Source organism: Zoogloea sp., from assembly GCF_028689785.1.
Lineage (GTDB): Bacteria > Pseudomonadota > Gammaproteobacteria > Burkholderiales > Rhodocyclaceae > Zoogloea.
Genome location: NZ_JAQVCN010000009.1, coordinates 81,154 through 99,813, shown reverse-complemented (window position 1 = coordinate 99,813; position 18,660 = coordinate 81,154). Strand labels below are relative to the sequence as shown.

Here is an 18,660-nt window from a genome sequence, read left to right as displayed (position 1 = left end):
TACCGGTGCCACCCGCCTGGGCAGTTCGTTGGTCGCCTGCAGGGGGGGCTCCGTGGCCGGCATCGAACGGGATGCAGCCCGGGAAACTTCCGCCGCCGGGGGGGGGATTGTCAGCGCTGCACGCGGAGCCACGGGTGCCACGGGCGCCGCGGCCGGTGCAGCCACTCGGCCCTGCAACTGACGCACCGCCTCGGCGCGGGAGATCGGGGGCGAACTCGGAACAAAAGCCTCACGCCCGATGGGCGCAGCCCCCCCCCTGACGACAGGCCGACGCTCCACCACCGGCGCGGGCGTAGACGGCGCAATCCGGCCATGCTGCTGGGTACGAGATTCACGGGCAGCTGCCACGACAGGCTCAGCCCGGCCCTTACGCCCCTTCTTGGTCACCAGCTCAACCGGCGCCGGCTGCTGAGCCGCCTTGGCACCGCGCCCCGCCTTGCCACTGGCAACAACCTGCTTGGTGGCGGACTGCTTGCCCTGAACAGCGGCAGCCTTGGACGACGCCGGCTTTGCCGGGATCGACTTGGAGGCGCTCCCCTTGACCACGGCCGCCTTGGGCGCCGACGCCTTGCCCTGCCTGGCCGGCGCTGCGACGCGAGCGGGTGCCGCCTTGGGTGCCGACTTGGCGGCGGGCTTCGAAACGGGTTTGGCGGCTGCCTTGGCCGCCGGTGCTGCCTTGCGGGCCGGGGCGGGATGGGATGGCTGCGGCGCGGCCGAGACATCTGCCCCGACCACGGTCAAGCCAAACGCCACCGCCGCCAACGCAGCGAAAAATGGATTCATTCGGTGTTATCTCCTGCTGGGCCGGACTCGCCAAGAATGGCGGCCAGGCTGGATGTGCGCGGAATGGGACCGCTTCGCGACACGGACAATTGTTTGATTTTACCGGAAACCGGGTCGGCCACGGGCTTGCAGGCGCGGCCAGCTTTCTGCACCATGCGCCCTTTTTTTGCGCCAGCCCGTCCATGCTTCTGCCGATCGAACAACGCATTGCCGCCGAATTGGGTGTACAGCCCCGTCAAGTTTCCGCTGCCGTGCAGCTTCTCGACGAAGGCGCCACGGTGCCCTTTGTTGCCCGCTACCGCAAGGAAGTCACCGGCGGCCTGGACGACACCCAGCTGCGCAACCTCGAGGAGCGTCTCGGCTACCTGCGCGAGCTGGAAGACCGCCGCGCCGCTGTGATCGCCAGCATTGCCGAGCAGGGCAAGCTCGACGCACCGCTGCGTGAAGCCATCGAGAACGCCGAAACCAAGCAGCGCCTCGAAGACCTCTACCTGCCCTTCAAGCAAAAGCGCCGCACCAAGGCCCAGATCGCCCGGGAGGCCGGCATCGAGCCCCTGGCCAACGCCCTGCTGGCCAACCCCAGCCTGGTCCCCGAGACAGAAGCCGGCGCCTACCTCAACGCCGAGGCGGGCTTTGCCGACACCCGGGCAGTGCTGGATGGCGCCCGCCAGATCCTGATGGAGCGCTTTGCCGAAGATGCCGAGCTGATCGGCAAGCTGCGGGAATACCTGGTGGACCACGGCGTCGTCGCCTCCACCGTGATCGCCGAAAAAGAGAACGACCCCGCCGCGGCCAAGTTCCGTGACTGGTTCGACTTCCGCGAATCCATCGAAACCGTACCCTCCCACCGGGCCCTGGCCCTGTTCCGCGGCCGCAACGAAGGCTTCCTGCGCCTGCAGCTGGGGCTGGACTCCGACCCCACCGACGGCAGCGCCCCCGGCCCCAACCCCTGCGAGGGGCGGATCGCCGGGCACTTCGGCATCCGTGACGAAGGCCGCGGCGCCGACCCCTGGCTGCGCGAGACCGTGCGCTGGGCCTGGAGCGTCAAGATCTCCCTGCACCTGGAGCTGGAGCTGCTCGGCCAGCTCCGCGAGAAGGCCGAGGAAGAAGCCATCCGCGTCTTCGGCCGCAACCTGAAGGATCTGCTCCTCGCCGCCCCCGCCGGCCCCCGCGCCACCCTGGGCCTCGACCCCGGCCTGCGTACCGGCGTCAAGGTGGCGGTGGTGGACCAGACCGGCAAGCTCCTCGACACCGGCGTGATCTACCCCCACGAGCCCCGCCGCGACTGGGACGGCAGCCTGCACGCGCTGGCCAAGATGTGCGAGAAGCACAATGTGTCCCTGATCGCCATCGGCAACGGCACCGCCAGCCGCGAAACCGACAAGCTCGCCGCCGACCTGATCAAGCTGCGCCCCGAACTGCACATGACCAAGATCGTCGTCTCCGAAGCCGGCGCCTCGGTGTATTCGGCCTCGGAGCTGGCCGCAAAGGAGTTCCCGGACCTGGACGTGAGCCTGCGCGGCGCAGTCTCCATCGCCCGCCGCCTGCAGGACCCGCTCGCCGAGCTGGTCAAGATCGACCCCAAGTCCATCGGCGTCGGCCAGTACCAGCACGACGTCAACCAGACCCGCCTGGCCCGGGCCCTGGATTCGGTGGTGGAAGACTGCGTGAACGCCGTCGGCGTGGATGTGAACATGGCCTCCGCCGCCCTGCTCACCCGCATCTCCGGCCTCAACCCCACCCTGGCCGCCAACATCGTCGCCCACCGGGACGCCAACGGCCCCTTCCCGAGCCGCGAAGCGCTGCTCGACGTTCCCCGCCTTGGGCCCAAGACCTTCGAACAGGCCGCCGGCTTCCTGCGCATCAGCAACGGCAACAACCCGCTGGACGCCTCGGCCGTGCACCCGGAAGCCTACCCGCTGGTGGAACGCATCCTCGCCGACATCCGCAAGGACGCCCGCGAGGTGATGGGCGACTCCCGCACCATCAGCCAGCTCAAGGCCGAGCGCTACACCGACGAACGCTTCGGCCTGCCCACCGTGCAGGACATCCTCAAGGAACTCGACAAGCCCGGCCGCGACCCCCGCCCCGAGTTCAAGACCGCCAGCTTCAAGGACGGCGTCGAGGAGTTGAAGGACCTGGAAGTGGGCATGATCCTCGAGGGCGTGGTCACCAACGTCACCAACTTCGGCGCCTTTGTGGACATCGGCGTGCACCAGGACGGCCTGGTCCACGTCTCGGCCCTGGCCGACCGCTTCGTGAAGGACCCCCACAGCGTCGTGAAGGCCGGCCAGGTGGTCAAGGTGAAGGTCATCGAAGTGGACCTGCCGCGCAAGCGCATCGCCCTGACCATGCGCATGGGCGACCAGCCCCAGGGCGGCAGCAAGCCGGCCGGGGATCGACGCGATGCCCCCCGGGGCAATCCCCGCCCGGCCGCAAGCAAGCCGAACCGGGAGCCGGCCATGGCGGGCTCCTTGGCCTCGGCCTTTGCCAAGGCCCTCAAGAAATAAGCCCCGGCGCCCCCACGGGCGGCTAAAATCCGCCCCATCCCCTTGATTTTCCAGCGACGCCTCCCGGGGCGTCGCGCTGCTTCCGGCACCATGACGACGATTTACGGCATCAAGAACTGCGACACCATGAAAAAGGCCTTCGCCTGGCTCGACGAGCACGGTGTCACCTACACCTTTCACGACTACAAGAAATCCGGCATCGACTCCGCCCGCCTCCACGCCTGGAGCAAGGCCATCGGCTGGAAGAGCCTGATCAACACCCGCGGCACCACCTGGCGCAAGCTGCCCGCAGAGCGCCAGGCCATCGACACCCAGAGCGCCGCCGTGCAACTGATGCAGGAATTCCCCAGCCTGATCCGCCGGCCAGTCATCGAGACAGACGGCGGGCAGCTGCTGGTCGGCCTCGACACCGCCCTCTACACCAGTTTTCTCAGCCCCGCGGGGACGACCGAATGAGCACCTCCACCATCCAACGTTTCCTCCTTGAAGACCTCGACATCCGCGGCGCCATCGTCCGGCTCGACGAAGTCTGGCAGGCCCTGCTCGTCAATCGTGATTACGCCCCCCCGGTGCGCGACATGCTGGGCGCCATGAGCGCCGTGGCCAGCATCATCGGTGGCAACCTCAAACAGTCCGGCCGCCTCACCATCCAGCTCCAGGGCCACGGCCCGGTCAGCCTGCTGGTGGTGGATGTCACCGAGGGCCTCAACCTGCGCGGCTACGCCAAGGCCAGTGACGAAGCTGCCGGCAAGACCGGCATCGCCGACCTGGTGGGTGACGGCCACCTTCTGCTGACCCTGGACATGCCCGGCCTGAGCCACCCTTACCAGAGCTACGTGCCCATCGAAGGCAGCTCCGTGGCCGAGGTCTTCGAACACTATCTCACCCAGTCCGAGCAGCAGCCGGCCGCCCTGCACACCGCCGCATCCTCCCGCAGTGCGGCCTGCCTGTTCCTGCAGAAGCTCCCCGACGCCGACCGGAAGGACCCGGACGGCTGGGACCGGATCACCCGCCTTGCCGCCACGATCCGCGACGACGAGCTCCTCGGGCTCTCCGCCGAAGACATCCTGATCCGCCTGTTCCACCAGGAGACCGTGCGCCTTCTCGATACCCGCGAAGTCACCCACGAGTGGCCGCAGAACTGGGAAAAGGTGCGCGAAATGCTGCGCTCCCTGGGTCGGACCGAGCTCGACGCAATGCTGGCCGAACACGGCGAGATCCTGATCCACGATGACCTGTCGAACCATGAATACCGGTTCGATGCCGACGACGTGGCCGCCCTGTTCGCCGAGCCCCCCGCCGAACCCCGCACCCTGCACTGATCTTCAGCCATTTGGCGAGCGGACTTGCCCGAAACCCTGCTGAAACGTAGACTTCACCGGTTTTAGTCCGCTAACCCCTCACCCGACATCCATGGCCGACGCATCCCTGCAGGGCAAACTGATCGAGTTCAAAGGCGCCAGCCTGGCGGTAATGACCGCCCACGTCCGTGAAACCGAAGCCGTGCGTCTCGCCGATGCCCTGCACATGATGCTCGGCGGCATGCCGGACTTCTTTGCCGGCGAACCGGCCGTGCTCGACTTCGCCCAGCTCGCCAGCACCCCGGACCGGGTGGACTGGACCGCCATCATCAGCCTGCTGCGCCGCTACCAGGTGCAACCGATTGGTGTGCGCAACCTGCCGGACTACCTGCACGACGGCGCCCGCCGTGCCAACCTGGCCATCCTCGGCCCGGAAGGCATCTCCGCCGAGCGCCCGATCGCCCCGCCCAAGCCCCAGGCCCCGCCGCCGGCCCCCGCGCCCGTCGAGGCGCCACCAGCAGCGCCCCAGCCGGCTGCCGCGGCAAGTGTCGCCCCTGCCACCACCATGGTCGTCGAGCGCCCGCTGCGCTCCGGCCAGCAGGTCTATGCCAAGGGCGGCGACCTGGTGCTGCTGGCCGGCATGAGCCCCGGCTCGGAAGTCATCGCCGACGGCTGCATCCATTGCTATGGCCCTCTGCGCGGCCGCGCCCTCGCCGGCGCCCGGGGCGACACCAGCGCCCGCATCTTCAGCACCAATTTCGGACCCGAGCTCGTCTCCATCGCCGGGGTGTATCGCACCTTCGAACGGGGCATCCCGCAAGCCGTCGCCGGGCGCAGCACCCAGGTACGTCTGAGCGGCTCGGACAACCTGCACACTCTCGAAATCATGCCGCTTCAGAACGACTGAAGCAGCGACTCACAGACTTAAGGGGACATCGTGGCACGCGTCATCGTAGTAACGTCCGGCAAGGGTGGCGTCGGCAAGACCACCACCAGCGCAAGCATTTCCACCGGTCTGGCCCTGCGCGGCTACAAGACCGCCGTCATCGACTTCGACGTGGGCCTGCGCAACCTCGACCTCATCATGGGCTGCGAGCGCCGCGTGGTGTACGACCTGATCAACGTGGTGAACGGTGAGGCCAACCTGCACCAGGCCCTGATCAAGGACAAGCACTGCGAGAACCTCTTCATCCTGCCCGCCTCCCAGACCCGCGACAAGGACGCGCTGACCGAAGAAGGCGTCGAGAAAGTGCTCAAGGAGCTCGAGCACATGGGCTTCGACTACGTCATCTGCGACTCCCCCGCCGGTATCGAGCGGGGCGCCGTGATGGCCCTGACCTTCGCCGACGAAGCCATCGTCGTGTCCAACCCCGAAGTCTCCTCCGTGCGTGACTCCGACCGCATCCTCGGCATCCTGCAAAGCAAGAGCCGCCGCGCCATGGAAGGCCGCGAGCCGGTCAAGGAACACCTGCTGGTCACCCGCTACGCCCCGAAGCGCGTCGAAGATGGCGAGATGCTGTCCTACAAGGACGTCCAGGAACTGCTGCGCGTGCCCCTGATCGGCGTCATCCCCGAATCCGACGACGTGCTCCAGGCCTCCAACCAGGGCACCCCGGCCATCCACCTGAAGGACAGCGACGTGGCCACCGCCTACCAGGACGTCATTGCCCGCTTTCTCGAAGAAGAACGGCCCCTGCGCTTCGTCAACTACGAAAAGCCCGGCCTGCTGAAGCGCATCTTCGGAGGCAAGTGAGATGTCCCTCCTCTCCTACTTCTTCGGCTCCAAGCAGAAGACCGCCTCCGTCGCCAAGGAACGCCTGTCCCTGATCATCGCCCACGAGCGGGGCACCAACCGGGCGCCCGACTTCCTGCCCGAGCTGCAGCGCGAACTGATCGCCGTCATCTCCAAGTACGTCAACGTAGGCCCCGACGACATCAAGGTTCAGCTCGAAAAGCAGGACAACTGCGAGATCCTCGAAGTCAACATCACCCTGCCGGAACAGCCCCAGCGCTGAAGCCCTCCCCGCCCGGATGGTGAAATCGGTATACACAGCGGACTTAAAATCCGCCGGCGCAAGCCTTGCGGGTTCAAGTCCCGCTCCGGGCACCAGAAAGTACTGAAAATCAACACCCTGCACTCTCCGGATGCAGGGTGTTTGCTTATCCGGCGGGGTGCCTGACAAGCACCGGAGCCGCCACGCGGGCATGCTACGATGAACCGCGTGTGGCCTCCGCGCCGTTCAGGCTTTACAGTCCATCGCCCGAACCCACAAGACTGACGCATTCCCAAGACCCCGGACCGGCCATGAGCAACGCACCAGAAGAAGACGACCGCACCATTCTCTCTGCTGCCGGCAATGACACGTCCGCCACGCCGGGGAGCGCCCCGCGGATCGACGATGACGGGGACGGACAAGCGCTGCCTGCGGGCACCCTGATCGGCGAATTCGAGCTGCGGGCGAAGATCGGCGAGGGCGGCTTCAGCATCGTCTACCTCGCCTGGGACCACTCCCTGGAGCGCAAGGTCGCGCTCAAGGAATACATGCCCGCCTCGATCGCCTCACGCAAGGGCCCGGCAACCGTGGCGCCCCGCTCGGAGCGCCATCGGAGCACCTACGAGGCGGGCCTCAGGAGCTTCGTGAATGAAGCAAAGCTCCTGGCCCAGTTCGACCATCCCGCGCTGGTCAAGGTGTATCGCTTCTGGGAGGCGAACGGCACGGCCTACATGGTCATGCCCCTCTACGAAGGGGAGACCCTCAAGGACCACATCCAGGCAGACCGGACACAGGTCAGCGAGGCCTGGCTCACCGGGATCCTCACCCCCCTGTGCGATGCCCTCCGGCTCATTCACGGGGAGCAGTGCTTCCACCGGGACATCGCCCCGGACAACATCATCCTGCTGGAGGGCAGCGGCCGCCCGCTGCTGCTCGACTTCGGTGCCGCCCGCCGAGTGATCGGCGACATGACCCAGGCCCTCACCGTGATCCTCAAGCCCGGCTACGCGCCGGTCGAGCAGTACGCCGAGCTGCCTGACATGAAGCAGGGGCCGTGGACCGACGTCTACGCCCTGGCGGCCACCATGCACTGGGTCATCACCGGCAGCACACCGCCGCCCTCGGTGGGGCGGCTGCTCAATGACCAATACCACCCGCTGGCGGAGCGGGCACCGGTCGGCTTCAGCGCGGGTTTCCTGGGGGCCATCGACCGGGCCCTGGCCGCCCGGCCCGAGGCACGCACCCAGACCATCGCCGACCTGGTCCATGATCTGGAACCGCAGCCATCACCGCCAGAGCACGCCAGGCCCCCGGCCGCAAACAGCCAGCCCACACCCGGCCCGCGCCCAGCCGAGGCCGCTACCCCATCTCCACGACGGATATCCCCCATCGCTCTGACGGGGGGCGGTCTGGCTCTTGCCTGTGCCATGGCAGCAGCCTGGTGGCTGAGCACCGGGAAGCGACCGACGGAGACAACCCCCGCTGCTGCACGGCCCGCAACACCCGCGGTGCAGGAAGCCGCGCCCCCACCTGCACGCCCGGCCCCGGCTGAAGCAGCATCAACACCGGCCCCGCCTGCCCCTTCTTCGGCGACTCCGACTGCAGCCCCACCGGCGGTTCCGGCAGCCGCCCCATCGACGCCCCCTTCAGTGGCTGCACCGGCTGCGCCATCAACCCCGCCCGCCCCCGTTCGCCGCCAGCCCGAAACCCCGGCCCCGGTCGCACGCCCCTCCCCCAGGGAGACTTCCGCCACGCCCGCTCCCGTGCGCAAGGCACCGGCCGACACCGCAGCAGCCACGGGCACCAAGCCGGCCAAACCCGAAAAAGCTGGCCCCCCCCGTTCCGCCGAATGCGCCAGCATCCTGCAGCGCATCTCCCTCGGCGAAAGCTCGCCCGAGCTCCTGGCCCGATTTGACAAGGCGCGCTGCCGCTAGACCCGCGCAGCAACGGCGGCTGGAGGGCCCGTAGGGTCGAGTTCATTCGACCTGCTCACGCCAATGACCGGCAAGCCGCTGACCAAAGTCCGCGGTCGAATGAATTCGACCCCACGGAAGGGGGCCCTCAAGTCAGGATGACGGCCTGCCGCCAGCGTCAGGAGGCCGTAATGCTGCGCAGGAAGACTTCGATCTCCCCTTCCGCCAGGGCTTCACTGTGTTTCATCTTGGTACGGGAGATGACACTGACCGCCTTTCTGGCCAGCGATGCATCCTGCATCCCGGGCAGGAACAGCTGGACGCAACGCGGGTCCGGCACGATCTCGATCTCCGCAACCACGGATCCGGAATCCAGCCCGGAGGCGCGCTCATCACCGGAACTGCGCATGCCGACTGCCCGCGGCGCCCCCCACAGAAAGGTCATGGGCGCGATGACCCGTGCTGCCAGCAAGTAGTGGGCCCCACTGCGCGCCCAGGTCGACGACAGGGCCGCCATGCGGCTCGCCTGACCGGAGGCCTGGCTCTCACCCCGATGTCCCTCGCGCGCCGCCTGCAGAATGCGGCGAACCGACGAGGCCTGAAACCACCAGGGACTGGAGATGTAGACCTCGTCCGCCACGTCCGCCCGTTGGACAAACCGGAAGAGCACCGTACCTGGCGAAAAATCGTTCACGCCCTCGACACGCATGCCCCCTTCGGCCGCCTGCCGAGCCGTCTCATTCACATAGCAACTGTTCAATGCAGTCATCTCTGCTCCCTGGGGCAGCCCGCCCCGTCAGAACTTGAAACGTACCCCCAGGGCCACCGACTGCCCGCTGCTCTGGCCGCGGACCCGGTCGTCCATGCCGATCACGTAGATATCGGTGGCGCTGTCGTATTCATACAGGTAGGCCGAACTGATGGTGGTGTGCTTGCGGTCGATCGCCGCCCCTGCGGTGGTGGAGGAGCCGACCTGGAACAGCAGGGAGCCCGGCCCCAGGGGCAGGCTGACCCCCGCCGAGGCCAGCTTGCTCCTGGCATCCAGGCCCCGGTCCCGCACCTGGGAGTACAGGCCGAACACCCGGGCAAAGCCAAAGTTGTAACTGCTCCCCAGTTGCCAGGTAGTTTCTCTGGTCGGGTCCTTGATGCCGTCATTCACATGCACATTCTGGGCCGCGGCCTCAAGCGACAGCAGGCCCACGGACCACACCACGCTGCCCCCCTGGTAGCTGCCCCGCTCCTCATTCTTTTGGGCAGCGTGCATCAAATTGAAACTCAATCCATCAAAGTTCGGGCTGGTGTAGCCGACGGCGTTGTCCCAGTAGAAATCCCCATCCACCCCTTCAATGTTGCCGCTGAAGAAGAGCTGGCGGATCGCCGGCGACAGGGGTGAATTGCCGAGCGCGTTGAAGCGGTTGGTGGTGTCGAAGATCGGGGTCTGCAGGCGGCCGAAGCGCAGGGCGCCGTAGTCATTGCTGCGCAGGGCGATGAAGGCATTCCTGGACAGCAGGGGGTCGGAGTCACGCCGGCCGGTCTTGAAATCGTGGAAGCGGATGAAGGTCTCCGCCACGGCGGCCACGCTCCAGCCATCGTCGAAGCCGTAGCTGCCGGTAACGCCCACAAAACTCGGCGACAGGGAGTTGCTGTTGAAACGCACATCCCTGGCCAGCCCGCTCTGCTCAAAGACACCGTAGGAGAGGTCGGCAACGCCGTAGACGCTGTAATCCACCTGGGCCAAGGCCCCATCGGCGCCGATGAAGAGAAGCCCGCCCAGGACTGCCGTCAGGATCGTGGATGTGTTTTTCATGATGTTCAGCCTGTGTCAGCTTCGGAGTGTCGGCGGGGCGCCATGCCTGGGGTCGATTCAAATCAGGGTCGGTACAGCGAGCAGCCAGACGCCATTCATCAGGGCGTGGGCCAGTACGCAGGGCCCCAGCCGCCGCCAGTGCGCGTAGAGCATGCCGAGCAGGATCGCCGGGAGCACGAGGGCAAGGGCCTCCACGCTGCCCCTCAGGGCTCCGTGGGCCAGGGCGAAGGTGGCCGCCACGGCCAGGTTGGCCTGCCAGCCGGGCCAGCGGCGCGACAGCAGAAGCTCCTGCAGGCCCCGGCGGAAGATGAGCTCTTCCACCACCGGGGCGAACAGCAGCAGGACAACCCCCTGCCGCCACGCCGTGCCACTCAGGCCCGCCGCGATGGCGGCAAGGCCGAGCACGGCGGCACACTGCAGCAGCAGGCCCGCATCCGGCCGGGCTGCAAGGCCTGGCTGCCGGTTCATGCCCGGCGCCCACGCCACCACAGCACGCCCAGCGCGGCGGCGGCCAGCAGCCACAGGGTCGGATCGGCAGGCGAATCCCCCTGCACCAGGGAGCAGCCGCCGCCCCCCGAAGTCTTGGGGGCCGGATCGGCCGTGCCGCTCAGGCTGATCTGCAATTCCGGCAGATCAGCCGCGTTTGACCTGATCTTTACGCTTCCCGCCAGCGTTCCTTCGACGGTGGGCTTGAAGCTCACCGAGAAGGTGCAGTCAAAGCCCGGCTCCAGGCTGAAGGGGGGTGCCGCACAAGTCTGCGCACTGATCACAAAGGCGCCGCTGAGGGCAATGTCGGTGATCTGCAGGGCAGCGGAGCCACTACTGCGCAGCGTGATGAGCTGCGGCGCCGAACTGGAGCCGACCCGGACCGGCGTGTAGCTCAAGGCCGTCGAAGAGAGCACAGCCCCGGGCTCCGGCCCGCTGAGCCCGATGCCCGTGACCGTCAGCAAGCCCGGGGCGCTCCCCGTCGTGCCGGCCTGGACATCGGCGACCTTGGTGCCGGACGAGCCGGGTCTGAAGCTGAGCCTGAACTTGCAGGACTGCCCCGCGGTGAGATAGTCGTTGAACTGGCACGAAATCGGCACCACCAGGAAGGACCGGGCCTGGGCGCCGAGGATGTTGGCAACCTTGAGTATCACAGCCGCCGGGCCCGGGTTGGTGAGCGTGACATCGAGCTCCCGGCTGGCGCCGACTGCAACGGCGCCAAAATCGACCACGCCGCCCGCCCCAGACCAGGCCAGCACGGGGGTCGGCTCATTCACCCCGCGGCCGTTCAGGGTGGCCTTGTGGGGAGCACCCTCGGCGTTGCTGGCAACGCTCACCACACCCGCATAGTCTGTATCCGCCAGGGCAGGAGCAAATTGAACGTCGATGCTGCACTTGGCCCCCGGTGCCAGGCTGGCGGGGCAGGCGGGGCTGACAAGCGAGAAGCCTTCGCCGGCAATCGAAACGGCGATATTGGCGATCGTGACAAGCCCGGAATTGGTGTAGATGAGCCGCCGGGGCGGATAGACGTTACCGACCCCCTGGCTGCCGAAGTCGGTGGACGCGGTGAGGGTAGCGACGGGCTTTGGCGGAACGATGCCCCTGAAGTTCATGACCACCGGCAGGGAGAAATCTTGCGTGGGCGCGCCTCCCGAATAGCTGACCAGCAGCGTCGCCTCACGCACACCGAGGGCAGCAGGTTTGAAGCTGACCCGGACCGTGCACGCCTCGACGCCGCCTGGCGCTGGGGGATTCGTGGCGCAGTCTTCGGTGAAGGTGTAGTCAGCCGCGGCAGCCCCCTGGATGGCGACAACCAGCTGGCTGACCGGGGCATTGCCGACGTTGAACAGCGTCAGGTCGGCGGTGCTGCTCTCTCCCACCGGGCGATCCATCTGTCCGCTGATGTTGCCCGAACTGAGGATGGGGACAGGGATCGGCGGCGGCGCGCTCCCCGTCCCGGACAGCGCAATGTTTGCCACGGTGGGAGGGGGGTCGCCACCGGCGGGATCCAGCGGGACCTGGAGGGTGGCGGATTTCAGGCCGGCGCTGGCCGGCTTGAAAGAGACGGAGAGCGTGCATTCTCCACCGGGGCCGAGGCTTGGCTGAGTGAAGCAGGTGCTTGAAGCCGCGTTGATCTGGTAACTGGCCGGGTCGCTGACGCTGATCGACCCCGTGTTCACGACCAGATTACTGGCTCGCAGGTTGGTGATCGTGACGCTGTCACTCTTTGCAACATTGATGTCGCTGCTGCCGAAGTTGATGCTCGTCTTGTCGAAGGCGCCATCCAGGGCGGCCAGCAGGAAGACACGCAAAGCCTCCACCGTGGTGGTACCACTGGCGATGTAGGCGTCGTAGTACGGCTTCATGGTGGAGCCCGGCGTGGCGACAGCCGCGATATGGGCCTTCAGGCCGGCGACGGAATCCAGCCAGGTGTAGTCGGATCGATTGGCGGACTTGAGGATGGATGGGTAAAGCGGATCCGTCGGAGGGTTCGACGGCGTGGACACGAAGCCGGGGTGGTCCTTCCCCTGGTGGCAGGTCTGGCAGACATCCGTCCAGAGTGTCGAGCTGGGGCCGCCCGCTGCCATGGCAGCGCCAGCCATGGCAAGGCCTGACACCGCCAGCGCGATCCGGCCTGCATTCCGAAGATTCATGAACATGCCCATCTGCCCCCCAAGAATGCGTGTGTCCGGCCCTTGCCGGGCCCCTTGTGAAGCCGACGCCTAGATGCAATCGACGACCCGGAACTCCACCCGCCGATCCAGAGCATCCCGCTGATCATCGGTCCCCAGCCCGATCAGGGCCTCGCGGGAGCCGACGCCCCCCACCGACAGCCGGGTGCGCAACGAACGTTCGCGCCCTTCCAGCAGCTTGCTCACCGCCTCGGCACGGCGCAGGGACAGGCGCTCGTTGGCGCTGGCGCTGCCGGTCCGGCTGGTGTGCCCGACAATCTTCATGCAGGCGGGCGTCTTGCCCGCCTCCCGGGCCATGGTGGCGAGCCATAGCTGGTATTGGGTGGGCAGGTCGCCCAGGTCGTTGAAGCTGACGGTGCCGGGCTTGAAGAGCAGCTTCATGGGCAGGCGCCTGGCCTCCAGGCCGGAGGCCACCAGCCGGCTGAAGGCATCCTGGGCGGCGTCCCGCTGGCCCAGCTGCCAGCTGGTCAGGTAGAGACCGTTGAGAACGCGCAGATCACCCCGGTCGGCAAGCCCGGAAGCCTCCTTGTACAGCGCGTTGGCATCGCCGATCTTGCCGTCGTTGTAGGCCAGCATGGCTTCATTGATGACCGCGGCGGCAGGCAGCCGGGACAGGTAGTCAGGGTCGGCCAGATCGCCGACCTGAGTGTTGACCTGGCAGGAGTTGATGTAGCCCATCACCGTCTTGTCCTTGTGCCAGCTCGGGCTGTCACGGAAGTAAGGCAGCGGCTCCGGATTCACCGAGCCCACGGTGGCCCGGTCGATCTGCTTGGCGACCACCCGCCGGGTCTTCAGGTCGATGACCGTGAGCCAGACCCGGAAGGCGTCGGGCGGCGTGTCGATGGCCCGCTCCACATTGACCGGCGTGAGGGTGCCGATCAGTAGCAGGGGCTGCTCCGCCAGGCTCTGGCGGGTGAGCGGCTTGACGGTGAAATTGGTGTAGCGGCGCTGCTTGAGCAGGGCCTGGAGTTGCTGCCCCATCTTGACCGTGCTGACGGTCTGGGCGCCGGTGTTGGCATCGATCAGTGGGTCGATGACCACAGCCCGCTTGCCACTGCCCAACTCAGCCAGAGCATCCTCGAACAGCTTGTCGCCGGCACGGGTGATGGCGTCCTCGAACTTGATCGGGGAAGGTGCGACCAGGGGCTTGCGCGGAGAGCGGACGGGCGGCTGGGGGGCACCCTCTGCGACGTAGCCCGGATCGGTATCGGCCGCCGTGTTCTGGCTTGCATCCGGGGTGGCGCGGACACTGCCCGCCGACGCGGGCCCCTTGGGGTTGCTGCAGGCGACAAGCCCCATGCTCAGCAGCAGCGCCGCCAGGATCTTGAGGGAGGGGGTGGATGTGCTTGATTTCATCTGGTTTTCCTAGGGTCCGGCAGAATGTGCGGGGATCAGCGACGGGGGTAGACCGGATCCGGGGCGGGGGTGGTGCAGCCCAGGAAATCCTTCACCAGCGTCGCCAGGGAGGGGTCCGCCTGGATGCGGGTATGGAGCTTGTCCAGGGACATCAGGGCGTTTGGCATGGAAGCATTGGCATACAGGTCGGCCTGGCCGCCACAGACGTGGGGCAGGGCCACGCGGCTCAGGAGAATGGGCTGGCCGGCCCCCGAGTCCCAGTCGAAATTGTCCTGCATGGCGGCGTGGCAGGTCCGGCACGAGGTGCCCACCACTTCCCGGTAGAACCGCGCGGCACCGGGCTTGACCGTGTCGTAGCTGACCCAGGCTGGCGGTACGTAGGTCTTGTCCAGGCTCAGGGCCGACCTGGCATACCAACCCTGGACCAGCTTGCGGGTGGCCGTGGCCGGCTGGGTGGCAACGACCAGATCGTTGAGCTTGCGGATGGCGGCGGCCTGCTCTGCCTCGGAGAAGCCCTGGCGGGTCGAGAACAGATAGTTGCCGGTATCGAAGGGCAGGAAATTCGACTTTAGATCGGGGCTGGGGTGGCCGGATTCGGGGAAGTGCCCCAGGTAGCCGGCACCGCCGTGGCAGGCCACGCAGGCGCCGGGCATGTACTTCTCGCCACGTCCGTCCAGATTGACCGAGAGCACCAGCTTGCCGTCGGGCCCGAAGGTAAGGAACTTGGTGAAAGGCTGGCCATCGCTCCGCCCCGTGGCCGGCGAATACTCCATGGCAACGCAGGCAACGCGCTTCTCATCGGCAAGGGCCGTTTCGATCACCTCATTGGTCTCGCGCTGGGTCTCACCGTCCGGGCCGGGGTGGTTGCAGACGACAAAGGCGATCCGGTCCGGCGCGGCCTGTGTGGCCACCATGCGCCGCACCAGGTTGAGATCGCGCTGATTGACATAGGTGGCCGAGACTTCCTCGTTGCCGGCCCGGTAGCTGCCCATCCGGTTCTCGCGCTTCCAGTCCTCCAGGGTAATGGGGCCCACCATGTTGCCCTGGGCGTCGCAGTCCTTCACCGCGCCCAAGGCCCGGTAGTAGTTGCAGGCCCCCACCCGGCTGTCGGCCCCCTTGTAGGTCAGGAAGTGGTCGGACCGGGGCTGGGCCACGGAGAAGGCGCCGGCCACCGGCACAACCATCTGCCCCCGGACATTGCCATCCGGGCCATTGGCCAGCATCTTGACCATCGCCGGCCGGCTATTGGGAATGACATGGGAAAACTCGATGGCATTGCCCAGGTAGCCCCCGGTCGGGGTGGGCAGGTCGAGGGTCACAGAATAGGCTTCACAACTAATGCGGAGCTTGAGACGGGCGTTGACCAGCACCGCTGCATCCAGCACGTAGTCGCCGAAGCGGTTCACCCGAACCGGCGCGGCGAGGCTGCTGCCATCCGCCTGCAACGCCTGGACGGTGGCTGCGGACTGAACGCCGAAAAACGTGTTGTCCACGCCGCAGATGCCGCCATCCGCCAGCCCCACATGTCCATACAGGCGCAGGTTATGCACGTTCGACGGCGCCTTGACGCCCAGCTGCAGCCCCTGCGAAAGCGCGGCGCCCGTCAGCGTGCTGCAGCCCTCCAGGGTGTTCCCCTGGGGGCCGCTGCAAACGATGTTGAAGGCCTCCCCTTCGGCCAGGGCCGGGAGCGTCAGCTCACCGCCGAGGTTGCTCGTTCCGGAGAACACCGCTTCGCCACTACCAGCCCTGGTCACGTTCACCCGGATGTCGGGGAGATAGACGTTGCGGACCCCCGAAGCGGCCCCGTTGTGGAAAGTAGTGTCGAAATCGGCGATGAAGCGGAGCCGCACGGTGCCCCCCTTCACCTCGTCGCCGGCGGCCACGGCCGGGGTGCTATAGCTTGCCGGGGTGGCCAGCGGAGCGGAAATCCTGAAGGCATCACTGGAAACAGCGTACTGCTGCTCCATGTAGCCACCTCGGCCGTCGCCGACCAGCACATAGGCGAAGTGCATACCGGGGCCGTCGGGGAGCTCCCAGGTGGTGGCGCTGGCATTGCGGTTATCGATACTGCCTGCCGTCACCCGCCACTGGTAGTTCAGGCTGTCGCCTTCTCCGTCACGCGCCTCCACCCGCAGGGAGGTGAGTGTTGCGCCCGTACTCTTCTTGACCCCATCGGCGCTCCCGGAGCCCCCACACCCGGCCAGCAGGCCCAAGACGATCAAACAGGCGACAGACGCGACGGGCACTTTCGAGACGAGCGAAACGCGCATGTGGGCCTCCCTCTGCGGTGATGACGTTGTGGCTTCATGCCTGGTCGCACCCGGCCGTAAAAGGCCTTCGCACGCCGACGTCCTTATTCGCTTACCTTAGCAAAAATGATAATGCCCGGTGGCCTTTTATCCGCCGCTCAAGCGCTGTGGTTACAGGATAAACTGCTGCGGTCGTCGACTCGCGGACCCCGATTCATGTGGAAGCCATTCAAGACCGGTTGCTGGGTTGGCCTGTGCATTGCGCTGGCCGCCTGTGGCGGCAGCAAGCCGCAAGTTCCAGAGCTTCCCCCCACGCTGGTTCAGCTGACACTCCAGGCCGATACGTCTGTCAATCAGGACAGCCGCGGGCGCTCCACCCCGGTGGTGGTGCGCTATTACCTGCTGTCTCACCCGGCATCATTCGAAGCCGCCGATTTCTTCTCGCTCTTCGATGCCGACGAAAAAACCCTCGGCAACACCAGCGTACAGCGTGAGGAGATCACCCTGAGGCCGGGTGAAAGCGTCAAGACCCTGCTGCGGCCCGGAGCAGAGGTGAAGTCGATCGGCGTCTTCGTGGCCTACCGCGACCCCAACCGAACAGTCTGGCGGGCCGTGGCCCCCATCCAGCGAAACACGCTCAATACCCTGCAAGCGAAAGTCGGGCGGGACACCGTCAGCATCGGCCCCCAACGCTGACCGGCTCAGGCCCTGGAGATCATCACAATGTCTTGGTTCAGTCGGGTTGTCTGGTCGGAAGGCCTCTTTCTCCAACCTCAGCATTTTCAGCAGCAGGACCGCCACGCCGCCTGGTGGGTGGAATCCCGCGTGGCGCCGCTGTTCGGCAACCATTGGGGCTTCTCCCACCTGGTCATCGACGAAGCCGCGCTGCTGGCGGGCAAGCTCGCCATCGTCGAAGCCCGCGGCGTGCTGCCCGACGGCACGCCCTTCGACATTCCCGGCATCGACCTCCCGCCGCCGGCACTCGACTTCCCCAAAGACGCCAAGGACCAGCTCGTCTGCCTGGCGTTGCCCCTGCGCCGCGCCCAGGGGCTCGAAGTCAGCCTCGACGCCGCCGATGCCACCGCCCGCCTGGCCCGCTACGAGCCGGTGGATTTCGAGCTCAACGACGCCCACACCGAAAAAGGCGGCACCGTCGGCATCCAGGTGGGGCAACCCAAGCTGCGCCTGGCCCTGAGCGACCCGCTGACCGATGCCTACACCCGGATCGGCGTGGTCCGCGTCACCGAGAAACGTGCCGACAACAGCCTGCTCCTCGACCGGGGCTACATTCCCCCGGTGCTCGACAGCACCGCCTCGCCAGTGCTTGAGGGCTACATCAAGGAAGTCAGCGCCCTGCTGCGCCAGCGCGGCGATGCCCTCGCCTCGCGGCTGGCCCACCCGGGTGCCGGTGGCGTGGCCGAGGTGGCCGACTTCCTGTTCCTGATGACGGTCAATCGCTACCAGCCGCTGTTCGACCAGTTCCGCGCCGACCGCCCGCTGCACCCCCACCACCTGTTCGAGCGCCTGCTCGAAGTGGCTGGAGAGCTATCCACCCTCGCCACCACCGAGCGCCGCCCCGGGGATTTCCCGGTGTATTGCCACGACGAGCTCGATCTGTGCTTCCTGCCCCTGATCCGCGCCATCCGCCTGGGGCTCACCACCCTGCTCGACCAGAACGCCATCGCCATCGACCTTCAGGACCACAAGCAGGGGCGCTACGTGGGCCACATCATCGACCGCAGCCTGCTGCGCAACGCCGGCTTCATCCTGGCCGTCAATGCCCAGCTGCCCGGCGAGATGCTGCGCACCCGCTTCCCCGCCCAGGCCAAGCTCGGCCCCCTGGAGCGCATGCGCGACCTGGTCAATCTGCAGCTGCCCGGCATCGCCCTGCGTCCGCTGCCGGTGGCCCCGCGGCAGATCCCCTACCACGCTGGCTTCTCCTACTTCGAGCTCGACAACACCGGCGACCTCTGGCAACAGCTGGACGCCTCCGGCGCCCTCGGCATCTATGTCACCGGGGACTTTCCCGGCCTTGATCTTTCCCTGTGGGCCATCCGCGCCTAGGCGCG

Annotated in this window: 15 protein-coding genes, 1 tRNA gene and 1 pseudogene; 10 read left to right on the top strand and 7 right to left on the bottom strand. The window is 67.0% G+C overall.

All coding sequences use genetic code 11. The annotated features are described in order from the left end of the window. A pseudogene (locus tag PHI64_RS06850) lies at window positions 1-783 on the bottom strand (hypothetical protein); the annotation flags it as partial. A 182-nt stretch (window positions 784-965) separates the two neighbouring features. Between PHI64_RS06850 and PHI64_RS06845 the strand changes: the two are divergent. The 8 genes from PHI64_RS06845 (at window position 966) to PHI64_RS06810 (ending at window position 8,522) form a co-directional block, all read left to right on the top strand. Next, window positions 966-3,293 carry a Tex family protein gene (locus PHI64_RS06845; RefSeq protein ID WP_299880598.1) on the top strand — a complete coding sequence of 776 codons (2,328 nt, stop codon included), beginning with the start codon at window positions 966-968 and terminating at the stop codon, window positions 3,291-3,293. 90 nt (window positions 3,294-3,383) lie between these two features. After that, window positions 3,384-3,749 (top strand): ArsC family reductase, encoded by a 366-nt coding sequence (locus PHI64_RS06840; RefSeq protein WP_299880595.1) that lies wholly within the window; start codon window positions 3,384-3,386, stop codon window positions 3,747-3,749. After that, the gene (locus tag PHI64_RS06835; protein ID WP_299880591.1) at window positions 3,746-4,615 is read left to right on the top strand and encodes an Hsp33 family molecular chaperone HslO; all 870 of its coding nucleotides are present in this window, start codon (window positions 3,746-3,748) and stop codon (window positions 4,613-4,615) included. The genes PHI64_RS06840 and PHI64_RS06835 overlap by 4 nt, the downstream gene beginning before the upstream one ends. 91 nt (window positions 4,616-4,706) lie before the next feature. Continuing rightward, window positions 4,707-5,501, top strand: coding sequence for a septum site-determining protein MinC (gene minC, locus PHI64_RS06830; RefSeq protein WP_299880589.1), 795 nt, complete (start codon window positions 4,707-4,709; stop codon window positions 5,499-5,501). Between the two features lie 30 nt (window positions 5,502-5,531). Beyond that, complete coding sequence (gene minD, locus PHI64_RS06825) at window positions 5,532-6,347, top strand: septum site-determining protein MinD (RefSeq protein ID WP_296566008.1); 816 nt, start codon at window positions 5,532-5,534, stop codon at window positions 6,345-6,347. Window position 6,348: 1 nt separating this feature from the next. Next, window positions 6,349-6,609 carry a cell division topological specificity factor MinE gene (gene minE, locus PHI64_RS06820; RefSeq protein ID WP_296411854.1) on the top strand — a complete coding sequence of 87 codons (261 nt, stop codon included), beginning with the start codon at window positions 6,349-6,351 and terminating at the stop codon, window positions 6,607-6,609. Window positions 6,610-6,619: 10 nt separating this feature from the next. Further along, window positions 6,620-6,704, top strand: a tRNA-Leu gene (locus tag PHI64_RS06815). 195 nt (window positions 6,705-6,899) lie between these two features. After that, window positions 6,900-8,522 (top strand): serine/threonine-protein kinase, encoded by a 1,623-nt coding sequence (locus PHI64_RS06810; RefSeq protein ID WP_299880581.1) that lies wholly within the window; start codon window positions 6,900-6,902, stop codon window positions 8,520-8,522. 157 nt (window positions 8,523-8,679) lie between these two features. On the opposite strand, the gene PHI64_RS06805 is transcribed toward PHI64_RS06810, so the two are convergent. The 6 genes from PHI64_RS06805 to PHI64_RS06780 form a co-directional block, all read right to left on the bottom strand. Beyond that, a complete protein-coding gene (locus PHI64_RS06805) occupies window positions 8,680-9,270 on the bottom strand; it encodes a hypothetical protein (RefSeq protein WP_299880578.1) in 591 nt (196 codons plus the stop codon). Between the two features lie 27 nt (window positions 9,271-9,297). Then, window positions 9,298-10,308, bottom strand: a complete 1,011-nt coding sequence (locus tag PHI64_RS06800) for a porin (RefSeq protein WP_299880575.1) — start codon at window positions 10,306-10,308, stop codon at window positions 9,298-9,300. A gap of 57 nt (window positions 10,309-10,365) precedes the next feature. Continuing rightward, window positions 10,366-10,776: a JDVT-CTERM system glutamic-type intramembrane protease gene (gene mrtJ / locus PHI64_RS06795; protein ID WP_299880572.1), complete on the bottom strand. Its 411-nt coding sequence runs from the start codon at window positions 10,774-10,776 to the stop codon at window positions 10,366-10,368. Next, window positions 10,773-12,953, bottom strand: coding sequence for a choice-of-anchor D domain-containing protein (locus PHI64_RS06790; protein ID WP_299880571.1), 2,181 nt, complete (start codon window positions 12,951-12,953; stop codon window positions 10,773-10,775). Before PHI64_RS06790 ends, mrtJ begins: the two co-directional genes overlap by 4 nt. Window positions 12,954-13,016: 63 nt before the next feature. Continuing rightward, window positions 13,017-14,342 carry an OmpA family protein gene (locus PHI64_RS06785; protein WP_299880569.1) on the bottom strand — a complete coding sequence of 442 codons (1,326 nt, stop codon included), beginning with the start codon at window positions 14,340-14,342 and terminating at the stop codon, window positions 13,017-13,019. Window positions 14,343-14,377: 35 nt separating this feature from the next. Continuing rightward, complete coding sequence (locus PHI64_RS06780; protein WP_299880567.1) at window positions 14,378-16,612, bottom strand: hypothetical protein; 2,235 nt, start codon at window positions 16,610-16,612, stop codon at window positions 14,378-14,380. A 195-nt stretch (window positions 16,613-16,807) separates the two neighbouring features. Between PHI64_RS06780 and tssJ the strand changes: the two genes are divergently transcribed. Both tssJ and tssK read left to right on the top strand, forming a co-directional pair. Continuing rightward, window positions 16,808-17,287 (top strand): type VI secretion system lipoprotein TssJ, encoded by a 480-nt coding sequence (gene tssJ / locus PHI64_RS06775; RefSeq protein ID WP_299880565.1) that lies wholly within the window; start codon window positions 16,808-16,810, stop codon window positions 17,285-17,287. A 27-nt stretch (window positions 17,288-17,314) separates the two neighbouring features. Beyond that, window positions 17,315-18,655 carry a type VI secretion system baseplate subunit TssK gene (gene tssK, locus PHI64_RS06770; RefSeq protein ID WP_299880563.1) on the top strand — a complete coding sequence of 447 codons (1,341 nt, stop codon included), beginning with the start codon at window positions 17,315-17,317 and terminating at the stop codon, window positions 18,653-18,655. Window positions 18,656-18,660 lie beyond the last annotated feature (5 nt).

Excerpts from the sequence above, each read along its gene's own strand:
- PHI64_RS06845 (WP_299880598.1), top strand. The coding sequence starts at position 966 with ATGCTTCTGCCGATCGAACAACGCATTGCCGCCGAATTGGGTGTACAG.
- PHI64_RS06840 (WP_299880595.1), top strand. The coding sequence starts at position 3,384 with ATGACGACGATTTACGGCATCAAGAACTGCGACACCATGAAAAAGGCC.
- PHI64_RS06835 (WP_299880591.1), top strand. The coding sequence starts at position 3,746 with ATGAGCACCTCCACCATCCAACGTTTCCTCCTTGAAGACCTCGACATC.
- minC (WP_299880589.1), top strand. The coding sequence starts at position 4,707 with ATGGCCGACGCATCCCTGCAGGGCAAACTGATCGAGTTCAAAGGCGCC.
- minE (WP_296411854.1), top strand. The coding sequence starts at position 6,349 with ATGTCCCTCCTCTCCTACTTCTTCGGCTCCAAGCAGAAGACCGCCTCC.
- PHI64_RS06810 (WP_299880581.1), top strand. The coding sequence starts at position 6,900 with ATGAGCAACGCACCAGAAGAAGACGACCGCACCATTCTCTCTGCTGCC.
- PHI64_RS06805 (WP_299880578.1), bottom strand. The coding sequence starts at position 9,270 with ATGACTGCATTGAACAGTTGCTATGTGAATGAGACGGCTCGGCAGGCG.
- PHI64_RS06800 (WP_299880575.1), bottom strand. The coding sequence starts at position 10,308 with ATGAAAAACACATCCACGATCCTGACGGCAGTCCTGGGCGGGCTTCTC.
- mrtJ (WP_299880572.1), bottom strand. The coding sequence starts at position 10,776 with ATGAACCGGCAGCCAGGCCTTGCAGCCCGGCCGGATGCGGGCCTGCTG.
- PHI64_RS06790 (WP_299880571.1), bottom strand. The coding sequence starts at position 12,953 with ATGTTCATGAATCTTCGGAATGCAGGCCGGATCGCGCTGGCGGTGTCA.
- PHI64_RS06785 (WP_299880569.1), bottom strand. The coding sequence starts at position 14,342 with ATGAAATCAAGCACATCCACCCCCTCCCTCAAGATCCTGGCGGCGCTG.
- PHI64_RS06780 (WP_299880567.1), bottom strand. The coding sequence starts at position 16,612 with ATGCGCGTTTCGCTCGTCTCGAAAGTGCCCGTCGCGTCTGTCGCCTGT.
- tssJ (WP_299880565.1), top strand. The coding sequence starts at position 16,808 with ATGTGGAAGCCATTCAAGACCGGTTGCTGGGTTGGCCTGTGCATTGCG.
- tssK (WP_299880563.1), top strand. The coding sequence starts at position 17,315 with ATGTCTTGGTTCAGTCGGGTTGTCTGGTCGGAAGGCCTCTTTCTCCAA.